Source organism: Algoriphagus boritolerans DSM 17298 = JCM 18970 (genome assembly GCF_900108085.1).
Lineage (GTDB): Bacteria > Bacteroidota > Bacteroidia > Cytophagales > Cyclobacteriaceae > Algoriphagus > Algoriphagus boritolerans.
Genome location: NZ_FNVR01000019.1, coordinates 1 through 15401, shown reverse-complemented (window position 1 = coordinate 15401; position 15401 = coordinate 1). Strand labels below are relative to the sequence as shown.

At 39.3% G+C, this 15401-nt stretch carries 14 protein-coding genes and 2 rRNA genes; 11 read left to right on the top strand and 5 right to left on the bottom strand.

Annotated elements, in window-relative coordinates; genetic code table 11:
• The first annotated feature begins 322 nt into the window (after positions 1-322).
• The 8 genes from C4S61_RS14960 (at position 323) to C4S61_RS14920 (ending at position 6262) form a co-directional block, all read left to right on the top strand.
• A complete protein-coding gene (locus C4S61_RS14960) occupies positions 323-1468 on the top strand; it encodes a DUF4221 family protein (protein WP_103925618.1) in 1146 nt (381 codons plus the stop codon).
• Between the two features lie 18 nt (positions 1469-1486).
• Entirely contained in the window at positions 1487-1747 is a 261-nt protein-coding gene (locus tag C4S61_RS14955) for a cysteine peptidase family C39 domain-containing protein (RefSeq protein ID WP_235010017.1), read from the top strand.
• Positions 1748-1880: 133 nt separating this feature from the next.
• Entirely contained in the window at positions 1881-2081 is a 201-nt protein-coding gene (locus C4S61_RS14950) for a hypothetical protein (RefSeq protein ID WP_103925617.1), read from the top strand.
• 57 nt (positions 2082-2138) lie between these two features.
• Positions 2139-3284: a DUF4221 family protein gene (locus C4S61_RS14945; protein WP_103925616.1), complete on the top strand. Its 1146-nt coding sequence runs from the start codon at positions 2139-2141 to the stop codon at positions 3282-3284.
• 24 nt (positions 3285-3308) lie between these two features.
• Positions 3309-3575 carry a cysteine peptidase family C39 domain-containing protein gene (locus C4S61_RS14940; protein ID WP_103925615.1) on the top strand — a complete coding sequence of 89 codons (267 nt, stop codon included), beginning with the start codon at positions 3309-3311 and terminating at the stop codon, positions 3573-3575.
• Between the two features lie 486 nt (positions 3576-4061).
• Positions 4062-5135 (top strand): 6-bladed beta-propeller, encoded by a 1074-nt coding sequence (locus C4S61_RS14930; protein WP_103925613.1) that lies wholly within the window; start codon positions 4062-4064, stop codon positions 5133-5135.
• 188 nt (positions 5136-5323) lie between these two features.
• Positions 5324-5854, top strand: a complete 531-nt coding sequence (locus C4S61_RS14925; protein ID WP_103925612.1) for a DUF4221 family protein — start codon at positions 5324-5326, stop codon at positions 5852-5854.
• Between the two features lie 6 nt (positions 5855-5860).
• The gene (locus C4S61_RS14920) at positions 5861-6262 is read left to right on the top strand and encodes a hypothetical protein (RefSeq protein ID WP_146064419.1); all 402 of its coding nucleotides are present in this window, start codon (positions 5861-5863) and stop codon (positions 6260-6262) included.
• Between the two features lie 143 nt (positions 6263-6405).
• Here the strand turns inward: C4S61_RS14920 and C4S61_RS14915 are convergent, their stop codons facing one another.
• The 3 genes from C4S61_RS14915 to rplU all read right to left on the bottom strand — a co-directional run bounded on the left by C4S61_RS14915 (position 6406) and on the right by rplU (position 10221).
• Entirely contained in the window at positions 6406-9468 is a 3063-nt protein-coding gene (locus C4S61_RS14915) for a WD40/YVTN/BNR-like repeat-containing protein (RefSeq protein ID WP_103925610.1), read from the bottom strand.
• 146 nt (positions 9469-9614) lie between these two features.
• A complete protein-coding gene (rpmA, locus tag C4S61_RS14910; RefSeq protein ID WP_103925609.1) occupies positions 9615-9875 on the bottom strand; it encodes a 50S ribosomal protein L27 in 261 nt (86 codons plus the stop codon).
• 34 nt (positions 9876-9909) lie between these two features.
• Complete coding sequence (gene rplU / locus C4S61_RS14905; RefSeq protein WP_103925608.1) at positions 9910-10221, bottom strand: 50S ribosomal protein L21; 312 nt, start codon at positions 10219-10221, stop codon at positions 9910-9912.
• Between the two features lie 590 nt (positions 10222-10811).
• Here rplU and C4S61_RS14900 point away from each other — a divergent pair.
• From C4S61_RS14900 to C4S61_RS14890, 3 genes are all read left to right on the top strand, one after another.
• Positions 10812-11792 (top strand): ribonucleoside-diphosphate reductase small subunit, encoded by a 981-nt coding sequence (locus C4S61_RS14900; RefSeq protein WP_103925607.1) that lies wholly within the window; start codon positions 10812-10814, stop codon positions 11790-11792.
• 37 nt (positions 11793-11829) lie between these two features.
• Positions 11830-14226, top strand: a complete 2397-nt coding sequence (locus C4S61_RS14895) for a ribonucleoside-diphosphate reductase subunit alpha (protein ID WP_103925606.1) — start codon at positions 11830-11832, stop codon at positions 14224-14226.
• A 69-nt stretch (positions 14227-14295) separates the two neighbouring features.
• Positions 14296-14736 (top strand): DUF1569 domain-containing protein, encoded by a 441-nt coding sequence (locus C4S61_RS14890; protein WP_103925605.1) that lies wholly within the window; start codon positions 14296-14298, stop codon positions 14734-14736.
• Between the two features lie 161 nt (positions 14737-14897).
• On the opposite strand, the gene rrf is transcribed toward C4S61_RS14890, so the two are convergent.
• A 5S ribosomal RNA gene (gene rrf, locus C4S61_RS14885) occupies positions 14898-15009 on the bottom strand.
• Between the two features lie 115 nt (positions 15010-15124).
• Positions 15125-15401: ribosomal RNA gene (locus C4S61_RS14880) — 23S ribosomal RNA — on the bottom strand; the annotation flags it as partial.

Below are 15401 nucleotides of genomic sequence, written 5' to 3'. Positions count from 1 at the left end.
TCAAGATCATTAAAAAAAACTACGTATCATGAAAAAGTTAAGTTTAGAAATGCTCAGACTCAGCACCAATGAGATTTTGGAAAGAAGTCAGATGAAGAAGATTACTGGAGGGTATGGGACTGGAGGGTCAGGATGTAGTAATAATTCATGTGGTGGTCCACAAATGATTTTATGTTGTTCGCCTCATGATATGTGCAGCGGTCCAACGGGAAATTGCGTAAAAAGGCCAATTGGTTTTTAGTAAACAAAGAAATCAATTAACTATACAAAATCTTGGAAGTCAACCTTTGTGTTGACTTCCACCTATCTTAATTTTTAAAACATGAAATATATTTACACTATTTTCATTGTAATTATTCTTGTATCTTGTAAGAATGATACAAAACAAAAAACATATTCCCCTGACTTGGTAATGGAATTAGATACTTTTCTTATTAATCAAAAAGGAAGGATTCTAGATTTAAATTCTCTAAAATTTTTATTAGACTTAAGCCCAGACAAAACAACTTTAATTCTATATAATAATTTTAATCACTCTGTAGATAAGGTCGATTTATTAAAGTTAGAGTTTATAGAAAATTACTCATTATCGAAAGATGGACCTAATGGCACTGGTGAATATGTAAGTAGTATTCAAATAATGAATGATAGTCTTTTTTTTATCAAATCATTTGACAAATCTGCAATATTTAATAAAAATGGAAAACTATCAAAAAGGATTACCTGGAATAGCTCAAAGAATGAAAATAATGAAATTTTTACTGGATATTTAAAATCGGAAATTATTTGCTTCAATGAGGAAAAAATTGTCTTTGGATTAAACTTCGATCAACATAAAAGATCAGTCCATTTAAATATACTTTCGGTACAAAGTAATACATTTACACAACATTATATTGATCCTGATTCATCTTATTCAAATTATATATTAACAGTAGATGACCCAAGTGATTATTCCTTCTTTGACCCTTGGGTTTTTATGAGTAAGGAAAATGACTTAATCCTTATCACACATGAATTTTCTAATGAGATTATAGTATTTAACTCAAAAGGTGTTCACACTAAAACCATTCGATATAATCCACATCTGACCAGGCCCAAAGTAAATTTTAAAAACGATAATGGAATCCCATCAATTGATTATTTAAGGTCAGTTTATCTTGATTTTTTCGAGCAAGTTTCATACGGCCCTTTAGTCTGGGATAGTATGAACAAAAAATACTTAAGATTATCTGCTTCAAGGAAATTTTCTGAAACCACTAAAGAAGGACAATTTTTCCCTGATGTAATAAAAACCGATGTGTACCTATCCTTATTTGATTCGAATTTAAATTTTCTCGATGATTTTCATCTAAAAAATCTAACTTCTATTGGAGGGAAATATTTTGCCAAAGACGGTAAACTGTGGCTGACCCAAAACTTCTTTGATGAGCTAGGCTTTATAATTATTGATTACAATACAAAATGATATTTTTTTAGTCAAGTGATGCCATTCCCACATTATAAACAACCTGACTCCAAAGACTGTGGACCCACTTGCCTGCGGATTATTGCCAAGCACTATGGGAAGCTCATTTCCTTAAAAGAAATTCGTGAAATATCGGAGACGACTCGGGAAGGAAGCAGCTTATTGAAGCTCAGTGATGCTGCTGAGGAGATGGGGTTTAAGACCATCGGTGCCAAGTTACATTTTGAAAATCTTATAAAGTTCACCTCAGCCTACAGCGAAATGATCAATCTAAGGTAAATCAGGAATACCTAATTCAGTAACTATTTACCGAAACTTAGTAAAAATGGTATAGGTATTCGCTTGATTACCAAATAATTTAGGGCCTAATGATCGGAAGTGCCGATCAAGATCATTAAAAAAAATACGTATCATGAAAAAGTTAAGTTTAGAAATGCTCAGACTCAGCACCAATGAGATTTTGGAAAGAAGTCAGATGAAGAAGATTACCGGGGGTTATGGCGGAGGTGCCGGATGTCTTGATATGAAATGCGGATCGAAGCATCCAAACAATGTTTGCTGCGCACAAACTTCCTGTTCTGATCTTACAAGTGGTTTTTGTAGGGTAAACTAAATTTAATCGAAGCCACATTTAGTGTGGCTTCATTAACCTCATTAATTTAAAAATCAAATGAGATATACTATTATTCTATTTATGGTTATTATTGTAGGGTGTGCCGAAAGGGCAAATGAATTCGATAATACTGAGGAAATTTATTCAATTGATACTGTCAGGATCAATTCCAAAAATGAAATTTTAGATATATGGGGATTCCTATCATTTTCTGATCTAGACTCAGAAAAAAAATCAATTTTCGTCTATAATTCTTATAATCATTCAATAGATGAGATTGATCTTGAAAAGTTAGAATTCAAAAAAAGGCAAAAATTTGAAAAGGAAGGTCCAAACGGTACTGGTGATATCTTTAATGAATTCAACGTTTTAAAAGGTAATCGTTTGTTTTTAAAATCATTTGAAAAGTCTGGAATTTTTGATCCAAGTGGAACACTACTCCAAAAAATAGATTGGAGAAATTCAATAGGTTTTAATGGGAAAAAATATAATGACTTCCCCAAAAGACAAATTCTTGTAGAATCAGATAGTTCCTTTGTGGTTGGCCTATCTTACGATTATGAAAATATTGAAGTCCACCTTGATATTTTTTCTATAGAAGAAAATACTGTGGAGAGATTAAAATTAAATTCAAAAACATCATATGGTGATTTAAGTTTTAGAAGTGCGAATTCAGGTAATATAATTGATCCTAGTATAGAATTCAAATATCAAAATGAAAAGATCCTTCTAAGCTACGAATTTTCTAATGAAATTGTTGTTTATGATCATCATGATAAGTCTCTAAAGTTTATAGATTATAATCCTAAACTAACACCAAAGAGGGTAATCCCCTCAAAAATTCGTATTGGAGCATTAGAAGAAATTCAAAATGAAATAAATAGTTATTATGAACAAGTTGCATTTTATCGTCCAGAATGGGATAGCAAAAGCAAACATTATTTTCGTCTTTCATCTAGAACGATTTTTTCTGAGGACATTGATCATAATATAAAACCTACCGATAAACAGATTAAAAGAAATAAGGTTTTCTTAACTGTTTTTGATTCTGAATTCAGTCTTGTTGATGAATTGGAAATCAAGGAATTGTCAGAAATTGATAACGATTATTTTATAAAAGATGGAAAACTGTGGTTATTAATAAATTTAGATGATGAATTGGGATTTGTAAGAATAAGTTTAAGTAATTTGCTTAAGCAATAAATATTAATAATTGTAATGTAATTTTTGAAAACCACCTTCTCCAACTACAAACATCCCGATTCAAAAGACTGCAGCCGCACTTGGTTATGGTTAATCTCCAAGGAATATGGAAAGCTGATCTCCCTGAAGGAAATCCGGGATATATCGGAAAGGACCTGGGAAGGAAGCAGCCTACTGAAGCTCAGTGACGCCGCTGAGGCCATGGAGTTTAAGACCATCGGCGCCAAGTTACATTTTGAAAATCTTATAAAGTTCACCTCAGCCCACAGCGAAATGATCAATCTAAGGTAAATCAGGAATACATAATTCAGTAAATATTTACTGAAACTTAGTAAATTGGGTATAGGTAAACCGGTAATGGCCAAGTAATTTGTATTTATTAATCTTGATCGGAAGGTCCGATTAAGCTACATCAAAATCAAAAATAGTAGTATGGAAAAGTTAAGCCTGGAAATGCTCAGACTCAGTTCTGACGAGGTACTAAAAAGAGAACAAATGGCCAAAATCCAAGGGGGAGATTTTTGGCAATGCAATTGCGGACATGTAGGTGATCCTGGCTATGGGTCTAATCCTATGTTAGTCATGGCAAATAATACTCAGGAGGCATTAGCTACTGCTAATGTTTCATGTGGGACGCAAGGAGTCACTTGCCTAGGACTCTCTAACTAAATCAAGGATAATACAACTTCTACAAGAGGTTTGGGTAATCTCAAAACTTTCTTTTTTCCATAGCAAAGCATATTAAATTTAAAACAACTTCAGTTTTCTCTTGAAATCATGAATTTTAGAATTGGTTTTTCAAGTGTTTTGTGGATGATCATAGGGGTCTTATTTCTTAGATGCACTGGTTCTTCAAATAATAAACTCAAGACAGTAATTATTTCCAACTTTCCCATTTCCAATTTAAAACTATCTGATTTTTCTAAATCTGTAGAATTGATTCCGCTTGAGACTCATCCAGAAGGATTGATAATGGAAATAGTTGATTTACAGATTTCTGAAGGATTAATCTTTATCCTAGATTTGAACAGTCGATTGCTAGCTTTCAATAGAAAGGGGGAATTTGTCAGTAGAATCGGAACAGATGGAGAAGGACCAGGTGAATATAAATATGTGCGAAGTTTTGCCGTAGACTCAACCAGTAGAAGGATTTTCTTGGCTACAAACAGAGGACTCTTGATTTTTTCAAAAGAATTTGAGTTTATCGAAGAGCATCTGACTCTTAAGAATTTAGATTATATAACAATTGTTGAGAATGGGGTGTGGACAATCTCCCAATCTTATGAAAAACCAGTGAAGGAAGGTTTTGCCAATGAAACTTACTTGCATTTTTTGGATTCAAAATTCCAAAATCAAGATTCGATTCCTTTCAGAACAGTCATTTTAAAAAATAAAACTGCTGCGTCATATCCCTTCAAAAATTTCATTTCCAGTCGTGAAGAATCCTATTTTTTATTTACCCCTGTTCTCACCAATGAAGAATTTATTCGGGACACCTTGTACCAAGTAGCGAACCGAAAGCTGATTCCCCATCGAAAGCTTGAGTTTGAACAGCCACACTTCAATGAAAAGGGAATCAAAAATGTTTGGATTTATAATATTTTCGTTTCAGGATCTTACCTTTTTTGTGAATACACTCAAAATTCTAAAAAGATGTTTTTTGTGTTTAATGAAGTTAATTCAACAGGCTATAATCTTGAAGGAGGATTACTGGATGAGCATGCAAATAAGCTCAAACTCCATCCTCTCAGAAACTCATTAGAGCAGCTCTATTTCGTACAAAAAGCGTCATTTTCGAATACCGCAACTGAGGAGCAAAATCCGGTTATCGGAATAGTGAGTCTCAAATGACCCCTAATTTTTTTATGAAAAAATTAGTGTTCCTTAACCTCTTTTTTACCGCAATATTCTACTCATGTGGAGAAAATTCCACTATCCCTTTTTCAAAAGACTCCTCTAAAACAGATACGCTAATCTTTTATTCAGAAAATGAAATCATCGATCTAGGAGAAGAAGGTTAATTCTTGGCTTCTTCAGCGATGTCTGATGAAGCGTCTACCTATTTTATTTTCAACTTAGAAAAGAGATATTTATACACCCTTGATTTAAAATCAAGAAAACTTCTCTCGACCTTAAAAATGCCTTCCGAAGGTACGGATGGTATTGGGGACTGGCTGATTGACTTTCAACGGCTGGACGACCAAAACTTTATCGCTCAAGGTGACAATGCATTTTATTTTTTTAATCAAGAAGGAAAATTAATGGATAAAATACGGGTAGATCACCTGTTTTATTTTAATCCTGAAATGGCCAAGAAATTTTCGAATATAGGATTTCTGTATAAAGGTGAACAATTCTACTTCACAACAGGAGAAATAGGCGCTATCGAATCACAGGTGCTTAGCTATAATCCGAAAAGCGACTCCTTTCTTCTAAGAGAAATTCCATTTGTTGATTTGATAAAGAATTCATCTATAATTTCTATGGTCAAATCCTTCACATTCTCTTCTTCCCCTTCTTTTGTGATCAATGATTTTCCCGGCGGATTTCCAATCGTAAACCGTAGTTGACCCAATATGACCGCTTACATGGATAATGGAGACACTTTAAATACCAAACCTAACAGTTCTAAATTTTTCGAAGACTTGATGCCGATTGAAGAAATTTTCAGAGCCAAAAATGAATCGGAAGAAAAGGAGTTTAAAAAAGAATTAGAAAAGCGGATGAACTTTCTCCAACCGGTAGTGGATGAAACGAATCAAAAGCTCTATAAACTTGGCTATCGGCTGGCTTTGGATGGTATTTCCTATGACACCTATTTATTTGAATTTGATTTGAATTTAACTTTGACTCGGGAAACTCAATTGGAAGAAGTCAAAATCAAACCCAAGAAAATGTTTCTCAAAGAGTCGACTTTTTATCTCGCGGCGTCTTTTGACGACGAACCGGATTTTCTGATTTTCAAGAATCCTTTTTGAAGGTTTTAATTCATCTCTAAGCAATTGAATTCAAGTGTTTTGGTCAGTATAGACCTGTCAGGTATTTAAAACCTGACAGGTCTGAAGAAAAAATGCCTCCGGGTCACTCCAACCTCCGGCAGGCAGGCCCGGAGCCTTTTTCTTTACTTTTTGATTTCAAGTTTCGTTCGCATTTCATCAATATTCAGAATGCGTGAAATCTGATCCCGTTCCAGTTTTCGGAATCTGGCCAACTGAACATCAATCTTTTCTGTGATTTCTTGTCTCACTTCCACTGCTCCATCAGTAGGCTTATAATCCCCATTTCCAACGACAGAATTCAAGTGAGCCAATTTGTTATTCAGTCGGATCGGGAAGTTCAAAGGATCCTGACCACTTCGATTTTGGGTCTGGTATAGTGTTTCTTCGATTTCCTGCATTTCAGCTTTAATCGCATCGAGATTATTTGGTTTGGTTTCCAAGGAATCCAACTCGCTTCGATAAGCTCTGATCAATTTGATGGTCTCGTGAGTTTCTGTAAGCTTATTTCTTACTCCCAACAAGAATTCGTACTGTTCGGCCAACTCAGCTTGCGTAGATTCATAGCGTGGATCCGCAAGGACTTTAAAGCTTTCTTCCTGTGATTGTCCATCCACAGTAAGCCGAACTTTGTATGTTCCCGGGATCACCTTAGGACCACGCAGGTTTGCAGCCCACATGATCAATCCATCAAAGCCCACTGCATTTTCAATTCTCAGATTCCAGTTGAATTCATTCGAACCCTCTTTCACTTTCAATGTGTCGCCGTTGATTCCTTTGGTAGAAAAGGCTCGGAGCGGTTGATTGGCGGCATCGAAAAATTCAATTTTCAATTCGCTTTTTGGCTTTTCTTTCAGGAAATAATACACCAAAACACCACCGGGACGATTGGTTCCTGCTGTGGCGCTGGCTCGCTTGATACCATCAATTCGATAGGAATCCTGTGGCTTGAACAGGTGAAATGTCTTGTTTTCAAGCCCAGGCTCGGCTTGATGCAAAACGGTCAGATCATCTATGATCCAGAACGAACGCCCTTGAGTCGCCGCAATCAGGTTATTTTCCTTGATCGCCAAATCCGTGATCGGTACAATCGGAAGATTCAATTGGAGTGAATGCCAGCTGGTCCCGTCATTTTTGGAAAAGTACATCCCGGTTTCGGTACCAGCATAGAGCATTCCCTTTTTCGCCGGATCCGCTCGGACTACCCGAGTGAAATGCTCCGGGTCAATGCCCGAGGTGATTTTTGTCCAAGTTTTTCCATAGTCCTTGGTTTTGTAAAGGTAAGGTTCATAGTTCCCGCTTTTATATCCGGTTGCTGCAAAGTAGGCTTCCCCCGCTCCAAAAGGACTCGCTTCGATACTGTTGATCTGAAGCCATTCAGGCATGTCTTTCGGAGTCACATTCTGCCAGGACTTACCATTATCCTGAGTCACATGAACCAATCCATCATCGGAGCCTGCCCAGATTACACCGGCTTTAAGTGGTGACTCGGCAACTGTAAATATCGTTGCATAATATTCTACAGAAGTATTGTCTTTGGTGATCGGACCTCCGGATGGACCTAGTTTGCTCTTGTCATTTCGCGTCAAATCAGGGGAAAACACTTCCCAACTTTGCCCGCCGTTGTTAGAGCGGTGCATCTGATTACTTGCGGTATAGAGCATCTTAGGATCATGTGGAGAAAAGAGAATCGGAAAATTCCACTGGAATCGATATTTCATATCTTCTGCACCATGCCCCATGGGATTGTTAGGGTAGACATTGACCGAGCGGGAAGTGCCTGTTCGGTGATTTTCCCGGGTCAAATACCCGCCATAGGACCCCCCGTACACGATGTCATTATCCAAAGGATCAGGAGCAATCCAACCTGACTCTCCTCCTGCCGTAGGTTCCCAATCACTTTCTGTGATGGAGCCTCCATCGTTTCTGTGACGGATTCTTATCGTGGAATTATCCTGCTGGGCTCCGTAGATCCGGTAAGGGAAGCTGTTATCAGTTGTTACCCTGTAAAATTGCGAAGTCGGCTGATTCATCAGGGTAGACCAAGTCACACCTCCGTCTTCAGAAACCTGCGCTCCTCCATCATCAGCAATGATCATTCGTTGGTTATTCTCCGGGTCAATCCAAAGGTCATGGTGATCTCCATGAGGTGCATTGGCCCCTTTGAAAGTCTTGCCTCCGTCTGTTGATTTATGATAGCTTACATTCAGGACATATAGCGTTTCCTCGTCTTGGGTATCGGCATAGATTCGGGAATAATACCAAGCGCGCTGACGGAGATTCCGATCCTCGTTTACTTTTTCCCAAGTTGTCCCGGCATCCTTAGAAGTATAGACGCCACCATTTTCATTTTCAATAATTGCAAAAAGTCGATTTGGGTTTATTGGGGAAACTGTGATGCCCATGATTCCCAGAGTCCCCTTCGGGAAAGTTTCTTTGGCAGAAAGCTCATCCCAGGTTTTGCCTCCATCGGTGGATTTAAACATTTTGGAACCTGGTCCGCCACTTTCGAGGCTATATGGGGAGCGTTTGACTTCCCAAGTGGTGGTGTATAGAATTTCAGGATTTTTTGGATCTAAAACCAAATCTACAGCTCCCGCTACATCGCTAACGAAAAGAACTTTCTCCCAAGTCTTCCCACCATCTACTGACTTAAAAACTCCTCTTGTAGCATCTGGCTTGAAGATATCTCCTAGGACCGCAGCATAGACTACATCCGGATTTGTTGGATGAATTCTCAGTCGGGAGATAAAACGGCTTTTGTCCAAGCCAGCTCTTACCCAGGTTTTACCGGCATCCTTACTTTTCCAAACTCCATAGCCAAAGGAAACATTACCTCTGACCGTTTTCTCACCACCACCGGCATAGACCACAGCTGTGTCGCTTTCCGACACGGCAACTGCCCCCATAGATCCTCCAAAAAATCCATCAGAAACGGATTTCCAAGTTCTGCCGGAGTCCACTGTTTTCCAGATTCCGCCTCCCGTAGAAGCGAAATAGTAAGAATGACCGCTTCCTTTGACACCGGTCACTCCATCAGCGCGACCACCTCTAAAAGGACCGACTAAACGCCATTGAACGGCATCATAAATTTTGGGATCAGGGATTTCTTGGGCCTGTAGGTTGGCACTAGTTAGAAGCAGTGTTAGGAAGAAACCTAACCAGCCCATTCGTAAATAAGTCTTCATATACGGTAAGATTGGTGTCAATACAATTTAAAAGTTAGAAGTAAGAAATAAACTTTCCTAAAAAAAATGATTAGAGGTGATTTACCTCAAATCATGGCAAAAAAAAAGCCCCTTCTTTCGAAGAGGCTACCTTTAGTTTGTTAAGCTTAGGCTTCAGAAGGCAAAACGCTAACATAAGATCTGCCATCCGCTTTTGTTTTGAAAGTCACCACACCTTCTGCCAAAGCAAATAGCGTATGATCTTTTCCAACTCCTACATTGAGTCCGGCATGATGCTTAGTACCTCGCTGTCTGATGATAATATTGCCGGCAATTACTGCCTCGCCACCGAATTTTTTAACGCCCAATCTCTTAGAATGAGAATCTCTACCGTTTTTGGAACTACCTACACCTTTCTTGTGTGCCATGTTCTTATGAGTTTATAATTCCTGAAAGGAATGCTTACAGAGTAATAGTTTCTATCAAAACTTTGGTGAAGTCCTGTCTGTGACCGTTCTTCTTCTTGTAACCTTTTCTTCGCTTCTTTTTGAAAACGATTACCTTGTCACCTTTTACATGATCCAGGATTTTCCCGGATACCTTGGCTCCTGCTAATAGCGGAGCGCCAACTGACACAGTGCCTTCAGCTTCCGCCAATAAGACCTGATCAAATTCCACGGAAGCGCCAGCGTCACCGTCCAGCTTGGGAGCATAGACGTACTGATCTTTTGTTACTTTGAACTGCTTTCCTGCGATGTTTACAATTGCGTACATGACTAGTTGATTCTTTTGCCGAAATCGGAGTGCAAATATAAGAAAGGTTATCAGAAGAAAAAAACATTGCTCGGAATTCCATTCTGATAAACTTGCGATTTGAAAAGATAAAAATCGGAACGCAGTGAATAACCCGATTTTAACTCCAAAAATTACAAAAAATCGAAAACTATTTTTAGAATGAGTTGAAAGGTGAAAATGGTAAACAGTTGGCTTTCAAGGTAAAACTAAGGAAAAGTCAAAATGTCACTTTTTGACTTTTGGTCAAAAAGTGAGTCAAAATATCTTGTGGAAAACTTTTTTAAAAATGTTGAAAATAAATTCAAACCGCTCAAAATGACAAAATGATTAATTTTTTACATTAGTTATTAAACTTCAATATATTGATAACAAGTATTTTATGTATTTTTCGACTCTTAGTCAAAAATTACCTTGAAGCAGTACTTTAGAGGTTTTTTTTTCAGGTTTTGCTCCACATATTTGTTAAAAGGCTGTTCTGAGGAGGCAGCCTTTTCCATCACCCGACACAAACAAAGAGCGTATTTAAAGCTTTTGGTAACTATAAGACAAATAAAACAAGAGAGAGCAAGATGCAGCAGGAACCAATTCTAGTAGAAAACAACAACCGCTTTGTGCTATTTCCGATTCAGCACAATGACATTTGGCAGTTTTACAAAAAAGCAGAGGCAAGTTTTTGGACGGCAGAGGAGATCGATTTGAGTCAGGATTTGACTGATTGGAAAAATTTAAGTGATGGGGAGCGTCATTTCATTTCTCATGTACTGGCATTTTTTGCTGCCAGTGATGGCATAGTAAATGAAAATCTGGCGGAGCATTTCGTCTCTGAAGTTCAATACACCGAAGCAAAATTCTTCTACGGCTTTCAGATCGCGATGGAAAACATTCACTCTGAAACCTATTCCCTCCTCATCGATACCTACATTAAAGACAACGCCGAGAGAGATCGTCTTTTGAATGCCATCGAGCACATCGTTTGTGTCAAAAGAAAAGCAGACTGGGCGTTGCGATGGATTGACAACGGAAACTTCCAGGAGCGTCTCATTGCTTTCGCCGCAGTTGAAGGGATTTTCTTTTCGGGATCTTTTTGTTCCATTTTCTGGATGAAAAAGCGTGGCCTGATGCCGGGTTTGACTTTTTCAAACGAATTAATCTCCAGAGACGAAGGATTACACTGCGACTTCGCATGTCATCTATATACCAAGCACGTAGTAAATCCACTTCCAAAAGAAACGGTTCGAGCGATTATCATGGATGCAGTAGCCATCGAGAAGGAATTTGTGACCGATGCACTACCCGTGCGCTTGATCGGAATGAACTCTGATTTGATGTGCCAGTACATAGAGTTCGTGGCAGACCGCCTTTTGATGGAGTTAGGCTGCGAAAAAGTCTGGAACAGCACCAATCCATTCGACTTCATGGATATGATATCCCTTCAGGGTAAGACCAACTTCTTTGAAAAGCGAGTGGGAGACTATCAGAAAGCCGGGGTCATGAAATCAACCGAAGTAGGCGAGTCATCAGCCCGTTTCTCCATCGAAGAAGACTTCTAATCACCCATTTTTCCATAATATCTAAAACCACCCGAGTATGCTTGTAATCAAACGCGACGGAAGAAGAGAATCCGTAAGATTCGACAAAATCACAGCCAGGATCGAGAACCTTTGCTATGAGCTTGACCCTAAATTTATTCAGCCTATTGAGGTTGCTAAAAAAGTAATTGATGGGCTATACGATGGAGTGACCACTTCAGAGTTGGATAATCTGGCTGCTGAAGTTTGTGCTTCCCTTACGGTAAGGCATCCTGATTACGCCATACTAGCAGCAAGAATTGCCATTTCGAATCTTCATAAAACAACGAGTCAGTCTTTCTCCAATACAATGAAAAGACTGTACACCTACGTCAATCCCAAAACTGGAGAAAATGCCCAGTTGATTGATACTGAAGTCTACGGCATCATTAAGAAGAATGCTGCACACCTTGATGAAGCCATTGATTACAAACGGGATTTTGGATACGATTATTTCGGATTCAAAACCCTCGAGAAAAGCTACCTGATCCGTCTAGACGGAAAAGTAGTGGAGCGTCCGCAACACATGCTCATGCGGGTAGCTGTAGGAATTCACAGAGAGGATATACCTTCTGTGATTGAGACTTACAATCTACTCTCAGAACGTTGGTTTACCCACGCAACGCCTACCCTTTTCAACGCGGGTACCCCTAAGCCACAACTTTCCTCCTGCTTTTTGTTGACGATGAAGGATGATAGCATTGATGGAATCTACGATACACTCAAGCAGTGCGCCAAAATCTCCCAGTCAGCCGGAGGTATTGGTCTTTCCATTCACCATGTGAGAGCAAAAGGAAGCTATATCAAAGGAACCAACGGAGTCTCCAATGGGATCGTGCCCATGTTGAGAAACTTTGACATGACCGCTCGCTATGTCGATCAGGGAGGAGGAAAAAGAAAGGGCAGCTTTGCTATTTATCTGGAACCTTGGCATGCTGACATCAAGGATTTCCTTGAGCTAAAGCGAAACCACGGAAAAGAGGAAATGAGAGCAAGAGACTTGTTCTATGCCCTGTGGATCCCTGATCTTTTCATGAAACGAGTGGAGCAAAATGAGGATTGGTCGTTATTCTGTCCAAATGAAGCTCCAGGCCTTTCTGATTGCCACGGAGAAGAATTCGAGCGATTATACGAAAAATACGAGCGGGAAGGCCGAGCAAGAGAGACCATCAAAGCACAAGAACTTTGGTTTGAAGTATTGGAATCTCAAATCGAGACAGGAACGCCATACATGCTGTACAAAGATTCCGCAAACAGAAAATCAAATCAGAAAAATCTCGGAACAATTAAGTCTTCTAACCTCTGTACAGAAATCATCGAATACACCGCACCTGATGAAGTTGCGGTTTGTAACTTGGCCTCTTTGGCCCTTCCTAAGTTCGTACAGACTGGCAAGGACGGCAAACTATACTTCGACCACGAGAAACTCTATGAGATCACCAAAGTGGCCACTAAGAACCTCAACAAGGTCATCGATGTGAACTACTATCCGGTAGAGGAAGCCAGAAGATCAAACTTCAGACATCGGCCTATTGGATTGGGTATCCAAGGTCTCGCTGATGCATTTATCATGCTCAGAATGCCATTTGACTCTCCAGAAGCTCGTGGTTTGAATGAGGATATTTTCGAGACCATTTATTTTGCGGCTGTCGAGACTTCCATGGAGCTTGCCAAAATTCAAGGCACCTATGAAACCTACGATGGAAGCCCTGCTTCTAAAGGCATTCTTCAGTTTGATATGTGGGGAGTTACTCCTAAGTCAGGCAGATGGAATTGGAGCGAATTGAAAGAGAAAGTGAAAAAGTACGGCATGAGAAACTCATTGCTCGTTGCTCCAATGCCGACTGCATCCACCTCTCAAATCCTGGGCAATAACGAGTGCTTTGAGCCCTATACTTCCAACCTTTACACGAGAAGGACTCTCTCAGGAGAGTTTATCATGGTCAATAAACACCTGATGAAAGACCTGATCAACCTTGGCTTGTGGAATGATAACATGCGAAATAGACTGATTTCCACCAATGGATCAGTGCTGAATGTTCCTGGAATCCCTCAAAACATCAAGGATCTATATAAGACCGTATGGGAAATCTCTCAAAAGGTAATTATAGATATGGCTGCAGATCGTGGTGCCTATATTTGTCAATCTCAGAGTATGAATATTTTCATGCAGGATCCCAATTTTGGCAAATTGACTTCAATGCATTTTTATGCATGGAAAAAAGGGCTAAAAACCGGTATGTATTACCTCAGATCACAGGCTGCCTCCGCAGCAATTAAATTTACTTTGGATAAATCCTCATTAGATCAAAAAGTTGAAAAAGTAAATGAAGTTGAATTGGCAAAAACACAAAAACAAGACGCAATAACCTGTTCGTTGGACGATCCGGAAGGCTGCGAAATGTGTGGAAGTTGAAATAAGTAATAAGTAGTTTGAAAAAAGCGGTTGATTAAATCAGTCGCTTTTTTCTTTTAATTCAAGAAAATGAAAAAGGAAACAATTGAATCGAGATTAAAAAATCTCACTGAAACCAGCGAAAGGCAATTTGGAATCATGACTCCCCAACATATGGTAGAGCATCTGATCCTCACTGTTAAACTTTCCTATGGCCGAATCAAAATTCCTGAGTTTGAGCCGAACGAAAAACAGCTGATGCAGAAGCAAGCTTTGATTTATTCAGAAATTCAATTTCCTAGAGGAGTGAGGGCTCCGGGTTTGGGTGAAGAATTATTAGAACTACGCTTTCCTGATTTAGAAACATCGAAATTACAGCTTTTGAAAAGTATAGAGGAATATGATTCTTTTTTCGAATCCAATCCAGAATCACAGACTATGCATCCCAGATTCGGAAAAATGACCTATGAAGAGTGGGAGCGTTTTCACAAGAAGCATTTTGAACATCACTTTGGCCAATTTGGGATTTAGCTTAATTGAAAAAATTAACTATCATCCGCAGTTAGTCCTTTGACCTATGTAAGAGGTTATATTCTCAAACTCCATTCAGAGTAATTACAAGATCGTATTTCTCCACGATAAAAATCAACAAACGCAAAAAAGCCTCTGGATTTCTCCGGAGGCTTTGAATAATGTGGCGGCGACCTACTCTCCCGGGTGTAACCCCAGTACCATCGGCGCTGCAGGGCTTAACTTCTCTGTTCGGGATGGGAAGAGGTGGGACCCCTGCGCTAGGCCGCCTAAATTGGAAGACTTAAGTAGCTAGGATCAAGTATCAGGATTTTCCATTCCTTGTCTAACTTCTTGCGTCTAATGTCTTATGTCTTTAACATATCTGGTAGAAACTGTAACAAAACTGTAGCGTAAGCTTTTGGGCAATTAGTACTGCTCAGCTATGCCATCACTGACTTTACACCTGCAGCCTATCGACCTCATCGTCTCTGAGGGCCCTATTTGGAAGTCTCATCTTGAGGGGAGTTTCGCACTTAGATGCTTTCAGCGCTTATCTCTTCCCGACGTAGCTACCCGGCAATGCAATTGGCATCACAACCGGTACACCAGCGGTCAGTCCAACCCGGTCCTCTCGTACTAAGGTCAGGTCCTCGCAAACTTCCCACGCCCGCAACAGATAGGGA

What these genes read in the sequence shown, in the direction of transcription:
- C4S61_RS14960 (WP_103925618.1), top strand. Translation starts at nt 323, where the DNA reads ATGAAATATATTTACACTATTTTCATTGTAATTATTCTTGTATCTTGT.
- C4S61_RS14955 (WP_235010017.1), top strand. Translation starts at nt 1,487, where the DNA reads ATGCCATTCCCACATTATAAACAACCTGACTCCAAAGACTGTGGACCC.
- C4S61_RS14950 (WP_103925617.1), top strand. Translation starts at nt 1,881, where the DNA reads ATGAAAAAGTTAAGTTTAGAAATGCTCAGACTCAGCACCAATGAGATT.
- C4S61_RS14945 (WP_103925616.1), top strand. Translation starts at nt 2,139, where the DNA reads ATGAGATATACTATTATTCTATTTATGGTTATTATTGTAGGGTGTGCC.
- C4S61_RS14930 (WP_103925613.1), top strand. Translation starts at nt 4,062, where the DNA reads ATGAATTTTAGAATTGGTTTTTCAAGTGTTTTGTGGATGATCATAGGG.
- C4S61_RS14925 (WP_103925612.1), top strand. Translation starts at nt 5,324, where the DNA reads ATGTCTGATGAAGCGTCTACCTATTTTATTTTCAACTTAGAAAAGAGA.
- C4S61_RS14920 (WP_146064419.1), top strand. Translation starts at nt 5,861, where the DNA reads ATGACCGCTTACATGGATAATGGAGACACTTTAAATACCAAACCTAAC.
- C4S61_RS14915 (WP_103925610.1), bottom strand. Translation starts at nt 9,468, where the DNA reads ATGAAGACTTATTTACGAATGGGCTGGTTAGGTTTCTTCCTAACACTG.
- rpmA (WP_103925609.1), bottom strand. Translation starts at nt 9,875, where the DNA reads ATGGCACACAAGAAAGGTGTAGGTAGTTCCAAAAACGGTAGAGATTCT.
- rplU (WP_103925608.1), bottom strand. Translation starts at nt 10,221, where the DNA reads ATGTACGCAATTGTAAACATCGCAGGAAAGCAGTTCAAAGTAACAAAA.
- C4S61_RS14900 (WP_103925607.1), top strand. Translation starts at nt 10,812, where the DNA reads ATGCAGCAGGAACCAATTCTAGTAGAAAACAACAACCGCTTTGTGCTA.
- C4S61_RS14895 (WP_103925606.1), top strand. Translation starts at nt 11,830, where the DNA reads ATGCTTGTAATCAAACGCGACGGAAGAAGAGAATCCGTAAGATTCGAC.
- C4S61_RS14890 (WP_103925605.1), top strand. Translation starts at nt 14,296, where the DNA reads ATGAAAAAGGAAACAATTGAATCGAGATTAAAAAATCTCACTGAAACC.